This window comes from Pseudomonas sp. 57B-090624, assembly GCF_003234055.1.
GTDB lineage: Bacteria > Pseudomonadota > Gammaproteobacteria > Pseudomonadales > Pseudomonadaceae > Metapseudomonas > Metapseudomonas tohonis.
Map to the genome: position 1 here is coordinate 1 of NZ_QKRU01000004.1, position 15189 is coordinate 15189.

General features: G+C 69.0%; 16 protein-coding genes. 10 read left to right on the forward strand and 6 right to left on the reverse strand.

The window, feature by feature from the left end; translation table 11 throughout:
* Positions 1-104: 104 nt before the first annotated feature.
* A complete protein-coding gene (locus DMX10_RS02680) occupies positions 105-1025 on the reverse strand; it encodes a histone deacetylase (RefSeq protein WP_043245055.1) in 921 nt (306 codons plus the stop codon).
* A 92-nt stretch (positions 1026-1117) separates the two neighbouring features.
* Between DMX10_RS02680 and DMX10_RS02685 the strand changes: the two genes are divergently transcribed.
* Together DMX10_RS02685 and tesB are read left to right on the forward strand one after the other, a co-directional pair.
* Positions 1118-1675 carry a GNAT family N-acetyltransferase gene (locus DMX10_RS02685; protein WP_111259662.1) on the forward strand — a complete coding sequence of 186 codons (558 nt, stop codon included), beginning with the start codon at positions 1118-1120 and terminating at the stop codon, positions 1673-1675.
* A 246-nt stretch (positions 1676-1921) separates the two neighbouring features.
* A complete protein-coding gene (gene tesB / locus DMX10_RS02690; protein ID WP_043245046.1) occupies positions 1922-2791 on the forward strand; it encodes an acyl-CoA thioesterase II in 870 nt (289 codons plus the stop codon).
* 338 nt (positions 2792-3129) lie between these two features.
* On the opposite strand, the gene DMX10_RS02695 is transcribed toward tesB, so the two are convergent.
* Positions 3130-3612, reverse strand: a complete 483-nt coding sequence (locus DMX10_RS02695) for a Bro-N domain-containing protein (protein WP_111259663.1) — start codon at positions 3610-3612, stop codon at positions 3130-3132.
* An 805-nt stretch (positions 3613-4417) separates the two neighbouring features.
* Between DMX10_RS02695 and DMX10_RS02700 the strand changes: the two genes are divergently transcribed.
* From DMX10_RS02700 to DMX10_RS02730, 7 genes are all read left to right on the forward strand, one after another.
* Positions 4418-4864: a spore coat U domain-containing protein gene (locus tag DMX10_RS02700; RefSeq protein ID WP_236206528.1), complete on the forward strand. Its 447-nt coding sequence runs from the start codon at positions 4418-4420 to the stop codon at positions 4862-4864.
* A gap of 76 nt (positions 4865-4940) precedes the next feature.
* Entirely contained in the window at positions 4941-5468 is a 528-nt protein-coding gene (locus DMX10_RS02705; protein WP_081711580.1) for a spore coat U domain-containing protein, read from the forward strand.
* Positions 5468-6016 carry a spore coat U domain-containing protein gene (locus tag DMX10_RS02710; RefSeq protein WP_043245051.1) on the forward strand — a complete coding sequence of 183 codons (549 nt, stop codon included), beginning with the start codon at positions 5468-5470 and terminating at the stop codon, positions 6014-6016. The genes DMX10_RS02705 and DMX10_RS02710 overlap by 1 nt, the downstream gene beginning before the upstream one ends.
* Before the next feature lie 41 nt (positions 6017-6057).
* Complete coding sequence (locus DMX10_RS02715) at positions 6058-6825, forward strand: molecular chaperone (protein WP_178082913.1); 768 nt, start codon at positions 6058-6060, stop codon at positions 6823-6825.
* A gap of 25 nt (positions 6826-6850) precedes the next feature.
* Entirely contained in the window at positions 6851-9262 is a 2412-nt protein-coding gene (locus DMX10_RS02720; RefSeq protein ID WP_111259665.1) for a fimbria/pilus outer membrane usher protein, read from the forward strand.
* 23 nt (positions 9263-9285) lie between these two features.
* Positions 9286-10257, forward strand: a complete 972-nt coding sequence (locus DMX10_RS02725) for a spore coat protein U domain-containing protein (protein ID WP_043247162.1) — start codon at positions 9286-9288, stop codon at positions 10255-10257.
* A 55-nt stretch (positions 10258-10312) separates the two neighbouring features.
* Complete coding sequence (locus tag DMX10_RS02730; RefSeq protein WP_043247160.1) at positions 10313-10903, forward strand: HAD family hydrolase; 591 nt, start codon at positions 10313-10315, stop codon at positions 10901-10903.
* A gap of 52 nt (positions 10904-10955) precedes the next feature.
* Here DMX10_RS02730 and DMX10_RS02735 read toward each other — a convergent pair whose 3' ends face one another.
* The 4 genes from DMX10_RS02735 to DMX10_RS02750 all read right to left on the reverse strand — a co-directional run bounded on the left by DMX10_RS02735 (position 10956) and on the right by DMX10_RS02750 (position 14511).
* Positions 10956-11825 (reverse strand): neutral zinc metallopeptidase, encoded by an 870-nt coding sequence (locus DMX10_RS02735; protein ID WP_111259666.1) that lies wholly within the window; start codon positions 11823-11825, stop codon positions 10956-10958.
* Positions 11826-11893: 68 nt separating this feature from the next.
* Complete coding sequence (locus DMX10_RS02740) at positions 11894-12748, reverse strand: PhzF family phenazine biosynthesis protein (protein ID WP_111259667.1); 855 nt, start codon at positions 12746-12748, stop codon at positions 11894-11896.
* A gap of 59 nt (positions 12749-12807) precedes the next feature.
* Positions 12808-13245: a DUF411 domain-containing protein gene (locus tag DMX10_RS02745; RefSeq protein WP_111259668.1), complete on the reverse strand. Its 438-nt coding sequence runs from the start codon at positions 13243-13245 to the stop codon at positions 12808-12810.
* A gap of 756 nt (positions 13246-14001) precedes the next feature.
* Positions 14002-14511 carry a DUF4136 domain-containing protein gene (locus tag DMX10_RS02750; RefSeq protein ID WP_052351366.1) on the reverse strand — a complete coding sequence of 170 codons (510 nt, stop codon included), beginning with the start codon at positions 14509-14511 and terminating at the stop codon, positions 14002-14004.
* A gap of 139 nt (positions 14512-14650) precedes the next feature.
* Between DMX10_RS02750 and DMX10_RS02755 the strand changes: the two genes are divergently transcribed.
* On the forward strand, positions 14651-15172 hold the full coding sequence (locus DMX10_RS02755) for a DUF4345 domain-containing protein (protein WP_111259669.1): 522 nt from the start codon (positions 14651-14653) through the stop codon (positions 15170-15172).
* Positions 15173-15189 lie beyond the last annotated feature (17 nt).

A 15189-nucleotide genomic window follows, 5' to 3' on the forward strand; every position in this document is an offset into this window, starting at 1 on the left:
GGGGAGGCGTTGCGAGAGGGTGTTGGGATTAGGTGTATTCGGTGGGCTGAAGCGGAACGCCGCCCGGCCCGCCCTGCGCCGTATCCACTCCGATCCTTGGCGGGTCAGGTGAGGCCCTGGCTGTGCCAGACGCGGGCGGCGCTGTGGTGGAGGATGCCGTGGCGGCGGGCGAGGGCTTGGCGGTCCTTGCTGTAGCCGCCGCCGATCAGGCCGACCACGGGAATGTCGCGGCCCAGGCAATGGCGCATCACGGCTTCGTCGCGGGCGGCGACGCCGGCATCGGTGAGTTGCAGGTAGCCCAGGGCGTCGTCCTGGTGCACGTCCACGCCGGCGTCGTAGAGCACCAGGTCGGGCTGGTAGAGCGGCAGCAGGTAGTTCAGGGCGTCGTCCACCACCTTGAGGTAGTCGGCATCGCCCATGCCCATCGGCAGGGGGATGTCCCAGTCGCTCTCGGCCTTGCGTGCGGGGAAGTTCTTCTCGCAGTGCAGCGACACGGTGATGGCCTCGGGCGTGTCGGCGAGGATGCGCGCCGTGCCGTCGCCCTGGTGCACGTCGCAGTCGAAGATCAGCACGCGCCCGACCCGGCCGGCCGCCAGCAGGTAGCGGCTGATCACCGCCAGGTCGTTGAAGATGCAGAAGCCCGCCGGGAAGTCGTAGTGGGCGTGGTGGGTGCCGCCGGCCAGGTGGCAGGCGAGGCCGTGTTCCAGGGCGAGCTCGGCGGCCAGCAGCGAGCCGCCCACCGCACGCACGGTGCGCCGTGCCAGGGCCTCGCTCCAGGGCAGGCCGAGGCGGCGCTGGTCCTCGCGGGAGAGCTCGCCCTGCTGGTAGCGGGCGATGTAGTCGGGGCAATGGGCGAGGGCGAGCACCTCCGGCGGGCACAGCTCGGGGCGCCGCAGCTGCTCGTCACGGGTCAGCCCGCTGGCCACCAGGTGGTCGCGCAGCAGGCGGAACTTCTCCATGGGGAAGCGGTGCCCGTCGGGGAAGGGCGGGCTGTAGTCGTCGTGGTAGACCAGCGGCAAAGGCATAATGCGGAGTTGTTTTTCGTCGGCCGGGTCGCAGAGAGTAACGCGGCGGCTGTCCATCTCGTAAGCACCGCCACTCTTGGGAGGAACCGGCAATGCCCCTCGAACTGCAGACCCCGCGCCTGCTGTTGCGCGCCTGGCGCGACGACGACCTCGACCCCTTGGCCGCGCTCTGCGCCGACCCCGAAGTGATGCGCTACTTCCCCGGCACCCAGAGCCGCGAGGAGGCCGCCGCGCTGATCCAGCGCGCCCGCGCCCATGCCGCCGAACACGGCTTCGGCCTCTGGGCCCTGGAGCGCCGGGACAACGGCGAGTTCATCGGCTTCACCGGGCTGGGCAAGGTCGGCTTCGAGGCGCCCTTCACCCCGGCCACCGAGATCGGCTGGCGCCTGGCCCGCGCCCACTGGGGCCAGGGTTACGCCAGCGAGGCGGCGCGCGCGGCCCTGGCCTGCGCCTTCGACACCCTGCAACTGGCCCAGGTCGTGGCCTTCACCGTGCCCGCCAACAAAAATTCCAGCGCGGTGATGGAGCGCATCGGCATGAGCCGTGACGAGACCGGTGATTTCGAGCACCCGAAGGTCGCGGTCGGCCACCCGCTGCGCCAGCACATTCTCTACCGCATCCACCGCCAGGACTGGCTGCAGCGGCCATGAGCGACGGGCTCCGCGCCGGCCACGCACGCCAGGCATCGCCCGGCGAGCGGGAGGGCGATGCCCCGCATCGGCTGTCATTTCGACGAAGCGGTGCATGAGCTGCCGACAGCCGCTGGCAAAATCTTTACCATTCCACCCCTGGCCGCGCCCGTCGGGACGAGCGCCTGACGACGGCACCGGCCTATCCTGAATGAACTCGACCCCGACCCTGAACGGGGCAGCCGCCTTGCAGAGGAGATAACCCCCATGACCCAGGTGCTGGACGATCTGGTCGCCTTGCTGAGCCTCGAATCCATCGAGGAGAACCTCTTCCGTGGCGTCAGCCAGGACCTGGGATTCCGCCAGCTGTTCGGTGGCCAGGTGCTCGGCCAGTCGCTGTCGGCGGCCAGCCAGACGGTGGAGGACGAGCGCCATGTGCACTCCCTGCACGGCTACTTCCTGCGCCCGGGCGATGCATCCCTGCCGGTGGTCTACACCGTGGACCGGGTGCGCGATGGCGGCAGCTTCAGCACCCGGCGGGTGACGGCGATCCAGAAGGGCCAGCCGATCTTCACCTGCAGCGCGTCGTTTCAGTCCGACGAGGGGGGCTTCGAGCACCAGATCGCCATGCCCGAGGTGCCCGGCCCGGAGAACCTGCCTTCGGAACTGGAGATCACCCGGCAGAACGCCCACCTGATCTCCGAGCGCATGCGCGACAAGTTCCTCTGCGACAAGCCGATCGAGATCCGCCCGGTCACCGCCAACAACCCCTACGACCCGAAGCCGGGCGAGCCGGTGAAGCACGTCTGGTTCCGCGCCGACGGCAACCTCCCGGACATCCGCGCCATCCACAAGTACGTGCTGGCCTATGCCTCGGACTTCGGCCTGCTGACCACCTCGATGCTGCCCCACGGGGTTTCGGTGTGGCAGAAGTTCATGCAGGTGGCCAGCCTCGACCATTCGCTGTGGTTCCACCGTGACCTGCGCGCGGACGACTGGCTGCTGTACTCCATGGACAGCCCCTGGTCCGGTAACGCCCGCGGCTTCTCTCGCGGCAGCATCTTCAACCGCGCCGGCCAGCTGGTGGCCTCGGTGGCCCAGGAAGGGCTGACCCGCGTGCGCGAAGACTGGAAGTAACTCCCCGCGCCGCGCCGTAGGAGCGAGCTCTGCTCGCGAAGCGCTCCGCCGAGTGGGCCACGGCGTATGGCCCGACTCCGTTGGTGGACATGAAAAGCGATGTCCACCCTACGCCCGGAATGCCCCGGTGCCCCACGACGAGCGGGCTCGCGTAGGGTGGATGACGCTCTTTTCATCCACCAACCGGTGTGCCCGGCCTGCACCCTGGGCGAGTTTTGCACCGCATGGGTTTCGCTGCGCTCTACCCATCCTACGTGTGCCTTGCAGGTGCTTCGTAGGATGGGTAGAGCCGTGCGAAACCCATCACCTCGGTATCCCAGGCGTCCCCAAGGCCGACCTCAGGACAACTGCTGCTTCAACGCATCGCCCTGGCCGAGCACGCGGGGCATGTCGTCGTAGCGAATCCACCACTGGCCCTGCCATTCCATGAGGTTGATCTGGTGGTGGCCCTGCCATTTCAGCAGGCGGCGGCGGGGCTGGTGGTCGGGCGCGCGTTGCTGGTCGCGCAGGGCGGGGAGCACTTCCTGGGTTATCCACTGGCGCAGGCTGCTGTTTTCCGGGTGGTAGAAGTTGACCAGCAGCAGGGCGTGCAGCCCGCTTTCGTTCACCAGCAGCTCTTCGGTGAATTGCCCGGCCTCGTGACGCAGGGTTTCCAGGCGCCACTGGTCGGCGTCCAGCTTGGCGGTGATGCGCATGTCGAGGCGGCTGTTGGTGAGGCGGGCGAGGTCGCGGCAGCAGAACCAGGGCAGGCCGTCGATCAGCACGACGTGGAGGGGGCGGCGGAAGCGGACGAAGCGGGTGGCGGTGCGGTAGTCAGTCATGGCGCACCTCCGGGCGGGCGGTGCGGTGGATGACGGGGTGTTGCGACTGGATGGCTCTCATATCCCAGGACTCCTTTCTGGAAGAGGAGCCGCCACCGGCATGAGGGTGGCGGACCGTGCGAGGCTAGAGACCCCGGCAAATACGCAAACCGGATGGGCTGATGCCCGTCCCGCACGGTCCGCCATAGACGGCCAGAAGACCCGGCCCGTGAGGGCTGATCTCTGCTATGGCGTGTTGTGCGTATTTTGTAACACGGGGGCTCTAATCCCGGTCATGACCAAGGCCACGACGGGGCAAGAAGCTACTCAGAGGTTTTGTAGGACGGCAATGCAGTTGCCTTGTAGGAATTCCCTCAGCCCGATAGGCAATCCGCAGAGGCCTGGCAAACAGGCTGTAGGAAACGGTGAAGCGACTTATCGCCAATTGAAATTTCCAGAGGGACTTCAGGGCGCGCCGGGCATAAGGATGCATGCTGGCTATTTGCTCTTTATTTCGTAAGAAAATCGCCATTATTCAATTGGGCGTATTTCTTACAAAACGCAGAAAATCCACTGAATTCAGTGGCTTGCGTGATTGGCGCCAGGAGGATGGCAGGGTGTGCCGGACAGCTGGCATTTCCGGGTTTTTGATCGCCGCAGAATTTCTACTACGGTCCCTTTCATTGGTACACAAGTACTCATGGAGTCTTGGGTGTTGTAGGAGTTTTCATAAATGAATCGCGCTCAGTTTTTGATTTCGTCCCTGGTGCTTCTGCCTCTGTCGTCGTCTCTGGAGGCTGCGGGGACGGTCCAGGGGCAGTTGGGTGTGCAACTCGTCATCGGCGCCGGCTGCACCGTGAACAACGGCAGCAACAACGGCAGCGCGAACACATTCGGCAGCATCGCCTTCGGCACCTATCCCAGCTTGAACAGCATCATCGAGGCGCAGTCCGTGGGCTCCTCGGCGGGCAGTTCGTTCGGGGTGACCTGCAACATCGGCACCAACTATTCGGTGGCCCTGGATTCGGGCCTGCACGCCACCGGCAACCAGCGCAACATGAGCGCCGGTGCCACCGACGTGATCGCCTACAACCTCTACAAGGAGGCCGGGCGCACGACCCTCTGGGGCAACGGCAGCAACGGCGGCACCGCCCTGGCCGGCACCGGCACCGGCGCCAACCAGGAACTGGTCGTCTACGGCCGCGTGCCGCCGCAGACGACACCCGCCACCGGCACCTATACCGACACCGTCCAGGTGACCATCACCTGGTAGCGGGCGCGCCGGGGCCGTTGCCCCGCCGCCGATGATCATTGCGACACGGAAGTACGAATCACCCCCAGGAACCGCCATGGTCTGCCGTCGCGACAGCAAGTGGATATGGCTGGTGCTGATGGTTTCGACGGCGGCCAGCCCGTCGATCCATGCCGCCAGCAAGAGCGCCACCGTAGGGATCACCGCCGAAGTGTTGCCGGCCTGCAGTGCCGGAAGCACCGTCCCCGCGACCCTCGGCCAGTTCGGCACCCTGGATTTCGGCACCCACCTCGACCTCGCCGCGCAGGTCACCGTGGTCGGCACGGCTGGGGCCGGCGCGCTGCGGGTCAACTGCCTGGCCAGCACGCCCTATCGCGTGCTGATCAGCGCCGGCGGCAGTGGCAACGTCAATGCCCGCCGCATGACCGGGCCCGCCGCCGCCCAGGTCAGCTACAACCTCTACACCTCCGCCACCTACGCGACCGTCTGGGACAACAGCATCGGCGTCACCGGCACCGGCAACGGGCAGGACCAGCTGCTGCCGGTGTACGGCCGCGTGCCGGTGCAGGCCACGCCGCTGTCGGGCACCTACACCGACACGGTCACCGTCACGGTGAGCTGGTGATGGGGCGCCTGCCGGCGTTCGCCTGCCTGGCGCTGCTGCCGGGCCTGCCGTGCCTCGCGGACACGGGCACCAACGAGTTGCAGATCACCCAGCTGTTCGAGATCAAGGCCGCGGTCACCGCCGGCTGCGTGCTGGGCAGTGGCAGCAGCGACGTGACCACCTACGGCAGCATCAACTTCGGCCAGGTCAGCACCCTGCCCAGCGACGTGACCCGGGTGAGCACCGTGGGCAACGGTTCGATCCAGCTGCAATGCACGCCCGGCACGGCACTGACCATTGCCATCAATGCCGGGCTCAACACCGCCAGCGTCAGCGGCGGGCGCTACATGATCAAGGGCGCCGAGACCCTGCGCTACCAGCTGTACAAGGACGCCGGCTACAGCGCGGTGTGGGGGGATGGCAGCAACGGCGCCACGGCCCTGAGCGTGAGCTACAGCGCCACCAGCGGCACCCAGTCCTACCCGATCTACGCGCGGCTGTTCGCCGTGGGCAGCATGCCCAGCGCCGGCATCTACAACGACACGGTGACGGTCACCGTCAGCTATTGAAGGGGGGAACACCCATGCAGCGAACCGCCCGTGGACATGGCCTGCGCACCGGCGCCCGCGCCGCCCTGCTGGGACTCGCCCTGACGGCGGCAGGCGATGCCCATGCGGCCAGCTCGGTGCTGATCTGGCCGATCAACCCGACCATCGAGGCCGAGCAGAAGGCCGCCGCGCTGTGGCTGGAGAACCGTGGCCAGCAGCCGGTGGGCCTGCAGGTGCGGGTGATGGCCTGGCGCCAGGGCGATTTCGACGACCGGCTCGATGCGCAACGCAGTGTGATCGGCAGCCCGCCGGTGGTGACCATCGCGCCGGGCAAGCGGCAGATGATCCGCCTGATCGCCACCCAGCCTGCGCCGGCCGGCACCGAGCAGGCCTACCGGGTGCTGGTGGACGAGATGCTGCAGCCCGACGCGGTGGCCGATCCGCAGCTGGGGGTCAAGTTCCAGATGCGCTATTCGGTGCCGCTGTTCGTCTTCGGCACGGGCGTGGCGCCGGCGCCGGTGCCGGTGCCGGGGGCCAAGCCCCGGGAGGGCGTGCAGGTGCTGCAGCCGAAGCTCAGCTACCAGGTGCGCCAGGAAGGCGGGCGGCACTACCTGTTCCTGAGCAACCAGGGGGCGGCCCATGCGCGGCTGTCCAAGGTCTCGGTGCGCCAGGGGAGCGCCCGCACGCTGATCGCCGACGGCCTGCTGGGCTATGTGCTGCCCGGCGCGCAGATGCGCTGGCAGCTGCCGGACGGGGTGCCCGGCGGCAATTTCGTGCTGGAGGCGCGGATCAACGAACAGGCCGAGCCCCAGCCGATCCCGTTGCAGTGATCCGCAGCAGGCCGGTCGTCGGGGGATGGCGCGCAACGGGGGGCTCGGGCGCAACGGGGGCACGCGGGCCTGGCACCCGTGGGGCGGGCTCGCCCTCGCCGTGCTGCTCGGCAGCGCGCCCTGGGCGGCCGAGTCGCCGGGCGGCGGCGCGGCGGCCGTCCCGGGCGCCGACGCCACGGCGCCGGAAGCGGGCGCCATGCCCGGTGAGTACAGCCTCTATCTGGAGCTGCTGGTGAACGAGATGGCCACCGACAAGGTGGTGCCGGTGAGCGTCCGCGATGGCCGCTATTTCGTCGATGCCGAGGACCTGCGCGGCGTCGGCGTGCGGCTGCCCGAGGGCGCCAGCGGGCCGCAGGCCCTGGATGCCATCGAGGGCCTGGGCAGCGAGTACGACCAGGAGCTGCAACGCCTGAAGCTGACGCTGCCCAGCGAGTGGCTGCCGCGCCAGGAGGTGGGCGACACCAGCGTGTATGCGCGCACGCCGGCCCGTGCCGACTTCGGGGCGCTGTTCAACTACGACCTCTACTACACCGACAGCGATGCCGGGGAGCGCTACGCCAGTACCTGGCTGGAGCAGCGCCTGTTCGGCGGCTTCGGCACCCTGGGCAACACCGGTGTGTACCGCAAGAGCTTCGGTGACAGCGAAGGCGAGGGCGACGGCTACGTGCGCTACGACACGCTGTGGACCTTCAACGACCAGGACAGCCTGCGCAGCGTGCAGGTGGGCGACCTGGTCACCGGCGCGCTGACCTGGAACAGCGCGGTGCGGGTCGGTGGCGTGCAGGTCTCGCGCAACTTCGCCCTGCGTCCGGACCTGGTCACCTACCCGCTGCCACGCTTCAGCGGCGACGCCGCGGTGCCGAGCACGGTGGACCTGTTCATCAACAATGCGCGGGTCAGCAGTGACGACCTGCAGCCCGGGCCCTTCACCGTCAGCAACGTGCCGTACATCAGCGGTGCGGGCACCGCCACGGTGGTCACCACCGATGCCCTCGGCCGGCAGGTCTCCACCGACGTGCCCTTCTACGTTACCAACACGCTGCTGCAGAAGGGCCTCTACGACTATTCCCTGGGGGCGGGCAAGCTGCGCGAGGACTACGGGCTGGAGAGCTTCTCCTACGGCAGCAGCGTGGGCACCGGCACCTTCCGCTACGGCATCAGCGATGCCTTCACCCTGGAGACCCACGCCGAGCTGGGCGAGGCGCTGCGCCTGGGCGGGCTCGGCGGCACCTTCGGGCTGGGCAACTGGGGCACCCTCGGCACCTCGGTGTCCGAGAGCGCCTACGACGGCCTGCGCGGCCGCCAGGCCAGCCTCGGCTACAGCTACTACTCGCCGTGGTTCGGCTTCGCCTTCCAGCGCGTGCAGCGCAGCTCGGGCTTCGTCGACGTCAGCCAGGTCAGCGCCCTGGAGCTGGGGCGCGAGGAGCTCGGCCTGGCGCGGCGTACCGACCAGGTGACCTTCTCGGTGAGCCCGGAGCCGGTCGGCAGCCTGGGCATCGGCTACTTCGCCAGCGAGGCCCGCAGCGGCGAGCGCACCCGCGTGGTCAACCTGTCCTGGTCGCGCAGCCTGTGGGCCAACAGCAGCCTGTACGTGTCGATGAACCGCGAGCTGGGCACCTCGGGCTACTCGGCCCTGGTGCAGCTGATCATGCCGTTCGACGTGCTCTCCACCTTCAGCGCCAGCGTGGAGCGCGACACCGGCGGCCAGTACCGCGAGCGCGTCCGCTACGGGCGCACCGCGCCCAGCCAGGGGGGCGTCGGCTACAACCTCAGCTACGCCGCCGGCGGTGGCCGCTACAAGCAGGCCGACCTGACCTGGCGCACGCCCTACACCCAGCTGCAGGTGGGCCTGTACGACAACGACGGCGAGCGCACCCAGTGGGGCGATGTCAGCGGCTCGCTGGTGTGGATGGACGGCGGGGTGTTCCCCAGCAACCGCATCAACGACGCCTTCGTCCTGGTCAGCACCTCGGGCTACGCCGACGTGCCGGTGAACTTCGAGCACCAGTTGCTGGGCCGCACCGACAGCCGTGGCCACCTGCTGGTGCCCTGGGTGCCGTCCTATTACCGCGCCAACTACGAGATCGACCCGCTGGGGCTGCCGGGCAACGTGCGCATCGCCGAGGTTTCCCAGGAGATCGCCGTGCACCAGGGCAGCGGCGCGCTGCTGGAGTTCCCCATGGAGCGCGTGGTGGCGGCCAGCATCCTGCTCATCGACGTGCGCGGCCAGGTGCTGCCGCGCGGCAGCCTGGCGCGGGTCGAGGGGCGAGGCCTGGAGGCCTACGTGGGCTGGGACGGGCTGGTGTATTTCGAGGGGCTGGAACAACGCAACGCGCTGCGCGTGGAGTTGCCCGATGGCAGCCACTGCGCGGTGACGGTGGAACTGAAGACGCTGGACGAGGAGCTCTCGCAGGTCGGCCCGCTGACCTGCCGCTGATCCGTCCGAACGAGGACCGAACCATGGATGCGAAGCGCACGATCGTCCCCCTGCTGTTGCTGCTGGCGCTCTGGCTGGGGGCGGGCCGCGCCTGGGCGGTGTGCACCACGGTCAACCCGGCGGTGAGCCTGGGCAGCGTGAGCTCCTTCACCCTGAACGCTTCCGCGCAGGGCAACCTGGGCGGTGCGGGGCTGACCTGCGCATCGTTCCTCGCCCTGCTGGCGGCCAACTACGTGCAGGTCACCCTGCAGTCCGCCGCGCCGGTGCTCAGCGACGGCAATGGCAACAGCATTCCGCTGAAGGTGTTCGTCAGCAACGGCGGCGCCGAGATCACCCCGGGCTCGACGGTGCAGCTGAGCAGCCTGGCGGTGCTGGCGCTGCTGACCAACGCCACCACCGGCATCAACCTGTACTTCCAGGCCCAGGCCGCCAACGTGCCCGCCGGCACCTACAGCGCCTCGGTGGTGTTCACCTGGCGCTATGCGATCTGCGAGTCCGGCGTGCTCAGCCTGTGCAACTGGCAACGCAGCCCGGGCGTCACCCAGAACTGCCCGGCGGGCCTGTGCGGTGCGCCGACCAACTGGGGCACGGGGGTGACCGCCACCAGCACCGTGACCATCGTGGTCACCAAGGCCTGCGCCCTGAACAGCTACCAGAACGTCGACCTCGGCAGCCAGGCGCTGGTCAGCCAGTTCACCTCGGTGACCCGGGCCATCACCCTGACCTGCACCAGCGACGAGGGCTACCTGGTCAGCTTCGACAACGGCCAGAACTACCAGGCGCCCTGGCGACGCATGGCCAGCGGAGCCAACCGCCTGGGCTACAACATCTACTTCCCCAACACCACGACCGTGTGGAACACCACGCAGAACCTGTCGCAGAAGGGCACGGGGCTGCAGCAGACGGTGAACTTCCAGGTGACCGTCGACCCCACGCAGGCCAACGTGCCGGTGGGCACCTACATCGACAACGTGACCCTGATCATCAACTACTGACGGGCGGGGACGGTGTAACCTTGCGCGCTGTTCCCGAACCCGACGGAGTAGAGACATGGGCCTGGCGCAGTTCCGCCACTGGGTGTTCGACATGGACGGCACCCTCACCGTCGCCGTCCACGATTTCGCCGCGATCCGCCGCGAGCTGGCGATCCCCCCGGAGGACGACATCCTCCATCACCTCGCCGCGCTGCCCGCCGAGGAGGCACGCGCCAAGCACGCCTGGCTGCTGGAGCACGAGCGCGAACTGGCGGTGAACGCCCGTCCGGCGGCCGGCGCCGTCGAGCTGGTGCGCACGCTGCACGAGCGCGGTGTGCGCCTCGGCATCCTCACCCGCAACGCCCGCGAGCTGGCGCTGTTGACGCTGGCCGCCATCGGCCTGGACGACTGCTTCGCCGCCGCCGACATCCTCGGCCGCGACGAGGCGCCACCCAAGCCGCACCCGGGCGGGCTGCAGCACCTGGCCACGCGCTGGCGCGTGGCGGCGAGCGAGATGGTGATGGTGGGCGACTACCGCTTCGACCTCGATTGCGGCCGCGCCGCCGGGACCGCCACGGTGCTGGTCAACCTGCCGGAGAACCCCTGGCCGGAGCTCACCGACTGGTACGCCGAGGATTGCGCGCAGCTGCTGCTGTTGGCGCGGTAGTTGGGGGAGAGACTTCGTGCCGTGCGAAACCCATCAAGGGCCCTGCACGGTTCTACAGGTCCCGTGCGGTGAAGGTGTCGCAACGGTTGATGTCGCCGCGCTCGAAGCCGGTCTTGAACCAGCGCATCCGCTGCGCCGAGGTGCCGTGGGTGAAGGAGTCGGGCACCACCTGGCCGCGTGCCTGCTTCTGCAGGCGGTCGTCGCCGATGGCATTGGCGGCGTTGAGGGCTTCTTCCAGGTCGCCGGGTTCCAGCCAGTCCAGGCGTTTCTGCGCGTGGAAGGCCCAGACGCCGGCCAGGCAGTCGGCCTGGAGCTCCTGGCGCACCAGCAGGCCGCCGGCGCCTTCCATCTTCTCGCCCCGCTGGCGCGCGGCGTTCACCTTGGCCGAGACACCGAGCAGGGTCTGCACGTGGTGGCCGACCTCGTGGGCGATCACGTAGGCCTGGGCGAAGTCGCCGGCGGCGGAGAAGCGCTGGGACATCTCGCGGAAGAAGTCCAGGTCCAGGTACACCTGGCGGTCGCCGGGGCAGTAGAAGGGGCCGACCGCCGAGGAGGCGAAGCCGCAGGCCGACTGCACGCCGCCGTTGAACAGCACCAGCTTCGGTTCCTGGTACTGGCGGCCGCCCTGCTGGAAGAGGGCCTGCCAGGTGTCCTCGGTGTCGCCGAGCACGGCGCGGACGAACTCCACTTCCTGGTCGTCGCCCGGCGCTGCACCGCTGTGCGGGGGCGCGGTGGACAGCCCGGCCTGGCCGGCGAGCTGGCCGAGGATGGTCAGCGGGTCCTCGCCCATCAGCAGGCCGATCACCACGACCAGGGCGATGCCGCCGAGCCCGATGCTCTTGCCTCCGCCCAGGCGCATGCCGCCGCCACTGCCGCGTGCATCCACCACGTTGTCGCTGCGTCTCGCCCGTTGCCAGCGCATGTGCCGATCCTTGTTCTTGTCGAGGCATTGAGTGTCGTAGCTGGCGGCAGGAGGCGCCAGCCCGGTCGTCAGGCGAGCCGGGCGGGAGCCACCAGCAGGCGGGCCTGGGCCAGCAGCTGCACGGCCCCGCCGACATGCACCTGGCCGCTGTCGTCCACGCGCACGTCGAGCCGGCTGGGGCGGTCGAGGAAGCGGCCCTGGTTGAGGGCGAAGCCCGGGCCGCGCGGCTCCAGGCCCTTGTCCACCAGCCAGGCGGCGACCGGGCCGGCGGCGCTGCCGGTGGCGATGTCCTCGACCACGCCGAGGGGGTCCCAGGTGCGGCCTTCGCGGGCGTCGACGTCGAGGAGGAAGACGAAGGCGGCGCCGATGGCCGCGAGTTCGGCTTCCAGCTCGCGCTGCTGGCGCGCGCGGGCCAGGCCGGCGGCGGTCACCGGCAGCAGCAGGTAGGGCAGCCCGGTGCTGACGACCCGGGGCGCATGGCGTCGGTCCCACTCGCTGGCGAAGGCGGCGGCGAAGGCCTCGGCAGCCTGCGCGTCGAGCTCGGCACCGAAGGCGGCGACGCCCTGGTTCATCTCGGCGTAGAAGCCCTCGCCCTGGCGGCGGGTGGCCAGGGTGACGCGCTTCTCGGGCAGTTGCAGCGCCCATTCGGCATGCTCGCCGGGGGCGTGCAGGTGGTGCAGCAGGGCGGCGGCACCGAGGATGGGGTGGCCGGCGAAGGGCAGCTCCTCTTCCACGGTGAACACCCGCGCGGCGAACTCGCCGGGCCCGGTGCCCGGCTCCAGGAAGATCGACTCGAACTGGCGCAGCTCGCGGGTCAGGCCCTGCATGGCCGTGCCCGAAAGGCCGCGGGCATCGGGGAAGACCGCCAGGCCATTGCCTGCCAGTACGCGTTCGGCGAATACATCGACCTGCCAGTAATCCATGTTCGGCTCCGTGAAATGCACGCGGCCGCCCTGGGGCGACCGCGCTGGGAAAGGGGCGCTCAGTGTGCCGGATATTCGGCCAGCACGCTCTCGCCGCCCTGGGCCGAGACGCCGATCACCTGGTAGGCGTCCTGCATGCCGTCCATCTCCATGCCCGGCGAGCCCATGGGCATGCCCGGCACGGCGGCGCCGACCAGGTCCTGGCGCGCGCGCAGTGCCAGCACGTCCCTGGCCGGCACGTGGCCCTCGACGAACTTGCCGTCGATCACGCCGGTGTGGCACGAGCCCAGGCGGTGGGGCACGCCGAGGCGGGCCTTGACCGAGGCCATGTCGTTCTCGACGTGGTCGTTGACCTGGATGCCGTTGTCACGCAGGTGGCTGATCCAGGCCTTGCAGCAGCCGCAGTTGGGGTCGCGGTAGACGTCCATGGAAACGGTCTCCGCCGCCTGGGCGAACAGCGGGGCGAAGAACAGGGAGGCGAGAAGAACGCGGCGCATGGGAAAACTCCTGAACGTGAAATGGGCGACAGCTTATGCCTGTCGCCGCTGCGCTGCGCGCTGCGGCTGTTACGGGATGTACGCCGGTAGACCGGGGGCGGTTTTTTTCGAGGCCGGCGCGCGCGTCGCCCTCGTAGGATGGGTAGAGCGGAGCGAAACCCATCGATGGGGCGTACCAGGGATGCCGGCGTGCCGCCCGTGACTCCGCCTGGTGGAGGTGAAAAGCGACCTCCACCCTACGCAGCGGTCATGTCCAGTTGCGGGCTGGACGCCTCAAGGCGCCGGCCGCAGCTCGTAGGATGGGTAGAGCGGAGCGAAACCCATCGATGGGGCGTACCAGGGATATCGGCGCGCCGCTCCCGACTCTGCCTGGTGGAGGTGAAAAGCGACCTCCACCCTACGCAGCGGTCATGTCCCGTTGCGGGCTGGATGCCTCAAGGCGCCGGCCGCAGCTCGTAGGATGGGTAGAGCGGAGCGAAACCCATCGATGGGGCGCACCGAGGATATCGGCGTGCCGCCCCCGACTCCGCCTGGTGGAGGTGGAAAGCGACCTCCACCCTACGCAGCGGTCATGTCCCGTTGCGGGCTGGATGCCTCAAGGCGCCGGCCGCAGCTCGTAGGATGGGTAGAGCGGAGCGAAACCCATCGATGGGGCGCACCGAGGATATCGGCGCGCCGCTCCCGACTCTGCCTGGTGGAGGTGAAAAGCGACCTCCACCCTACGCAGCGGTCATGTCCCGTTGCGGGCTGGACGCCTCAAGGCGCCGGCCGCGCCGGGAAGCCCTGCAGCAGTTCGGCGACGGCCTTGTCGAAGCCTTGCTGGGTCAGCTTGGGGTCTTGCAGCTGGCGGCTGATCTGGGCTTCGAACAGCACCCGTTCGTCGAAGCCGTCGAGGATGCGCAGGGCGAGGCGGGCGCGTTCGTCCTGGGTCAGTTCGGTCTGGTTGTAGACGGCGCCGCCGGGGGTGATCACCGGGCGCATGGTCACGCCGGGCTCGGGGGACAGGCCCAGGGCGTAGATGATGGTCAGGTCGCTGCCCTTTTCCTGGTAGCGATAGCCCTTGGCTTCCATGGCCTTGTGCAGGGCGTTGTCGAAGCGCTCCTCCAGGTCCTGGCGGTGGCCCGGGGCGCGCACCGGCTGGATGGTGAAGGTCATGTAGGGGGTGTCACGCACGGCGGGGGCGATGGTCACCTGGTCGTCGTGCGGGGCGGCGCAGGCGCCCAGCAGCATGGCGAGCAGCGGCAGGCTGAGGCGGGGCGGCAGCATGGGTGAACTCCTTGGGATGGGCCTTTCCAGAGCCTAGCCGCGGTGCTGCCAGGGTGCCCCGACCTTGCGATGGGTTGGGCGAACGAAACGATCCGCGACGGGTCTTTTGCAGATCGCTGCCGATCGGAGGAGAAAGGCGATGCTACTTGCCCGGCTGATTCTGGTGGTCCAGGTCCTGGTGTTCGCGGGTTTCGGCCTGGCCTACTGGTTCCGCCCCTACGAGATGGCCAACCTCAGCGGCATGCTGCTGATGGAGACCGCCTCGGTGAGCAACGTGCGCGTCTACTACGGCGGCCTGCAGATCGGCCTGGCGCTGTTCCTGCTGTGGGCCCTGCGTGGGCGCGAGCTGATGCGTGCGGCACTGATGATGCTGCTGCTGGTGCAGTCGGCCCTGGCCCTGGCGCGCATCGGTTCGCTGTGGCTGGACGACGGCACCCTGCAGAATTTCGATATCAGCTCCCTGGCCTACAAGGTGGCCACCGCGCTGCTGGCCGGCGTGGCCCTGGTGCAGCTGGCGCGCCAGCGGGAACCGGAGCCGGACACCGCGCTGATCGGCGACCTGGACGACGAGATCAACGAGCCGCTGCGCCGGGGCGGCGTGCGTGAAGGCCTGGTGGAACGCATCGACGAAGCGGCACCGCTGCCACCTGAAAGGCCTTGAAACAGAGCCTTCGCCTG

Excerpts from the sequence above, each read along its gene's own strand:
- DMX10_RS02685 (WP_111259662.1), top strand. The coding sequence starts at position 1,118 with ATGCCCCTCGAACTGCAGACCCCGCGCCTGCTGTTGCGCGCCTGGCGC.
- DMX10_RS02705 (WP_081711580.1), top strand. The coding sequence starts at position 4,941 with ATGGTCTGCCGTCGCGACAGCAAGTGGATATGGCTGGTGCTGATGGTT.
- DMX10_RS02695 (WP_111259663.1), bottom strand. The coding sequence starts at position 3,612 with ATGACTGACTACCGCACCGCCACCCGCTTCGTCCGCTTCCGCCGCCCC.
- DMX10_RS02680 (WP_043245055.1), bottom strand. The coding sequence starts at position 1,025 with ATGCCTTTGCCGCTGGTCTACCACGACGACTACAGCCCGCCCTTCCCC.
- DMX10_RS02720 (WP_111259665.1), top strand. The coding sequence starts at position 6,851 with ATGGCGCGCAACGGGGGGCTCGGGCGCAACGGGGGCACGCGGGCCTGG.
- DMX10_RS02755 (WP_111259669.1), top strand. The coding sequence starts at position 14,651 with ATGCTACTTGCCCGGCTGATTCTGGTGGTCCAGGTCCTGGTGTTCGCG.
- DMX10_RS02710 (WP_043245051.1), top strand. The coding sequence starts at position 5,468 with ATGGGGCGCCTGCCGGCGTTCGCCTGCCTGGCGCTGCTGCCGGGCCTG.
- tesB (WP_043245046.1), top strand. The coding sequence starts at position 1,922 with ATGACCCAGGTGCTGGACGATCTGGTCGCCTTGCTGAGCCTCGAATCC.
- DMX10_RS02740 (WP_111259667.1), bottom strand. The coding sequence starts at position 12,748 with ATGGATTACTGGCAGGTCGATGTATTCGCCGAACGCGTACTGGCAGGC.
- DMX10_RS02725 (WP_043247162.1), top strand. The coding sequence starts at position 9,286 with ATGGATGCGAAGCGCACGATCGTCCCCCTGCTGTTGCTGCTGGCGCTC.
- DMX10_RS02750 (WP_052351366.1), bottom strand. The coding sequence starts at position 14,511 with ATGCTGCCGCCCCGCCTCAGCCTGCCGCTGCTCGCCATGCTGCTGGGC.
- DMX10_RS02730 (WP_043247160.1), top strand. The coding sequence starts at position 10,313 with ATGGGCCTGGCGCAGTTCCGCCACTGGGTGTTCGACATGGACGGCACC.
- DMX10_RS02735 (WP_111259666.1), bottom strand. The coding sequence starts at position 11,825 with ATGCGCTGGCAACGGGCGAGACGCAGCGACAACGTGGTGGATGCACGC.
- DMX10_RS02745 (WP_111259668.1), bottom strand. The coding sequence starts at position 13,245 with ATGCGCCGCGTTCTTCTCGCCTCCCTGTTCTTCGCCCCGCTGTTCGCC.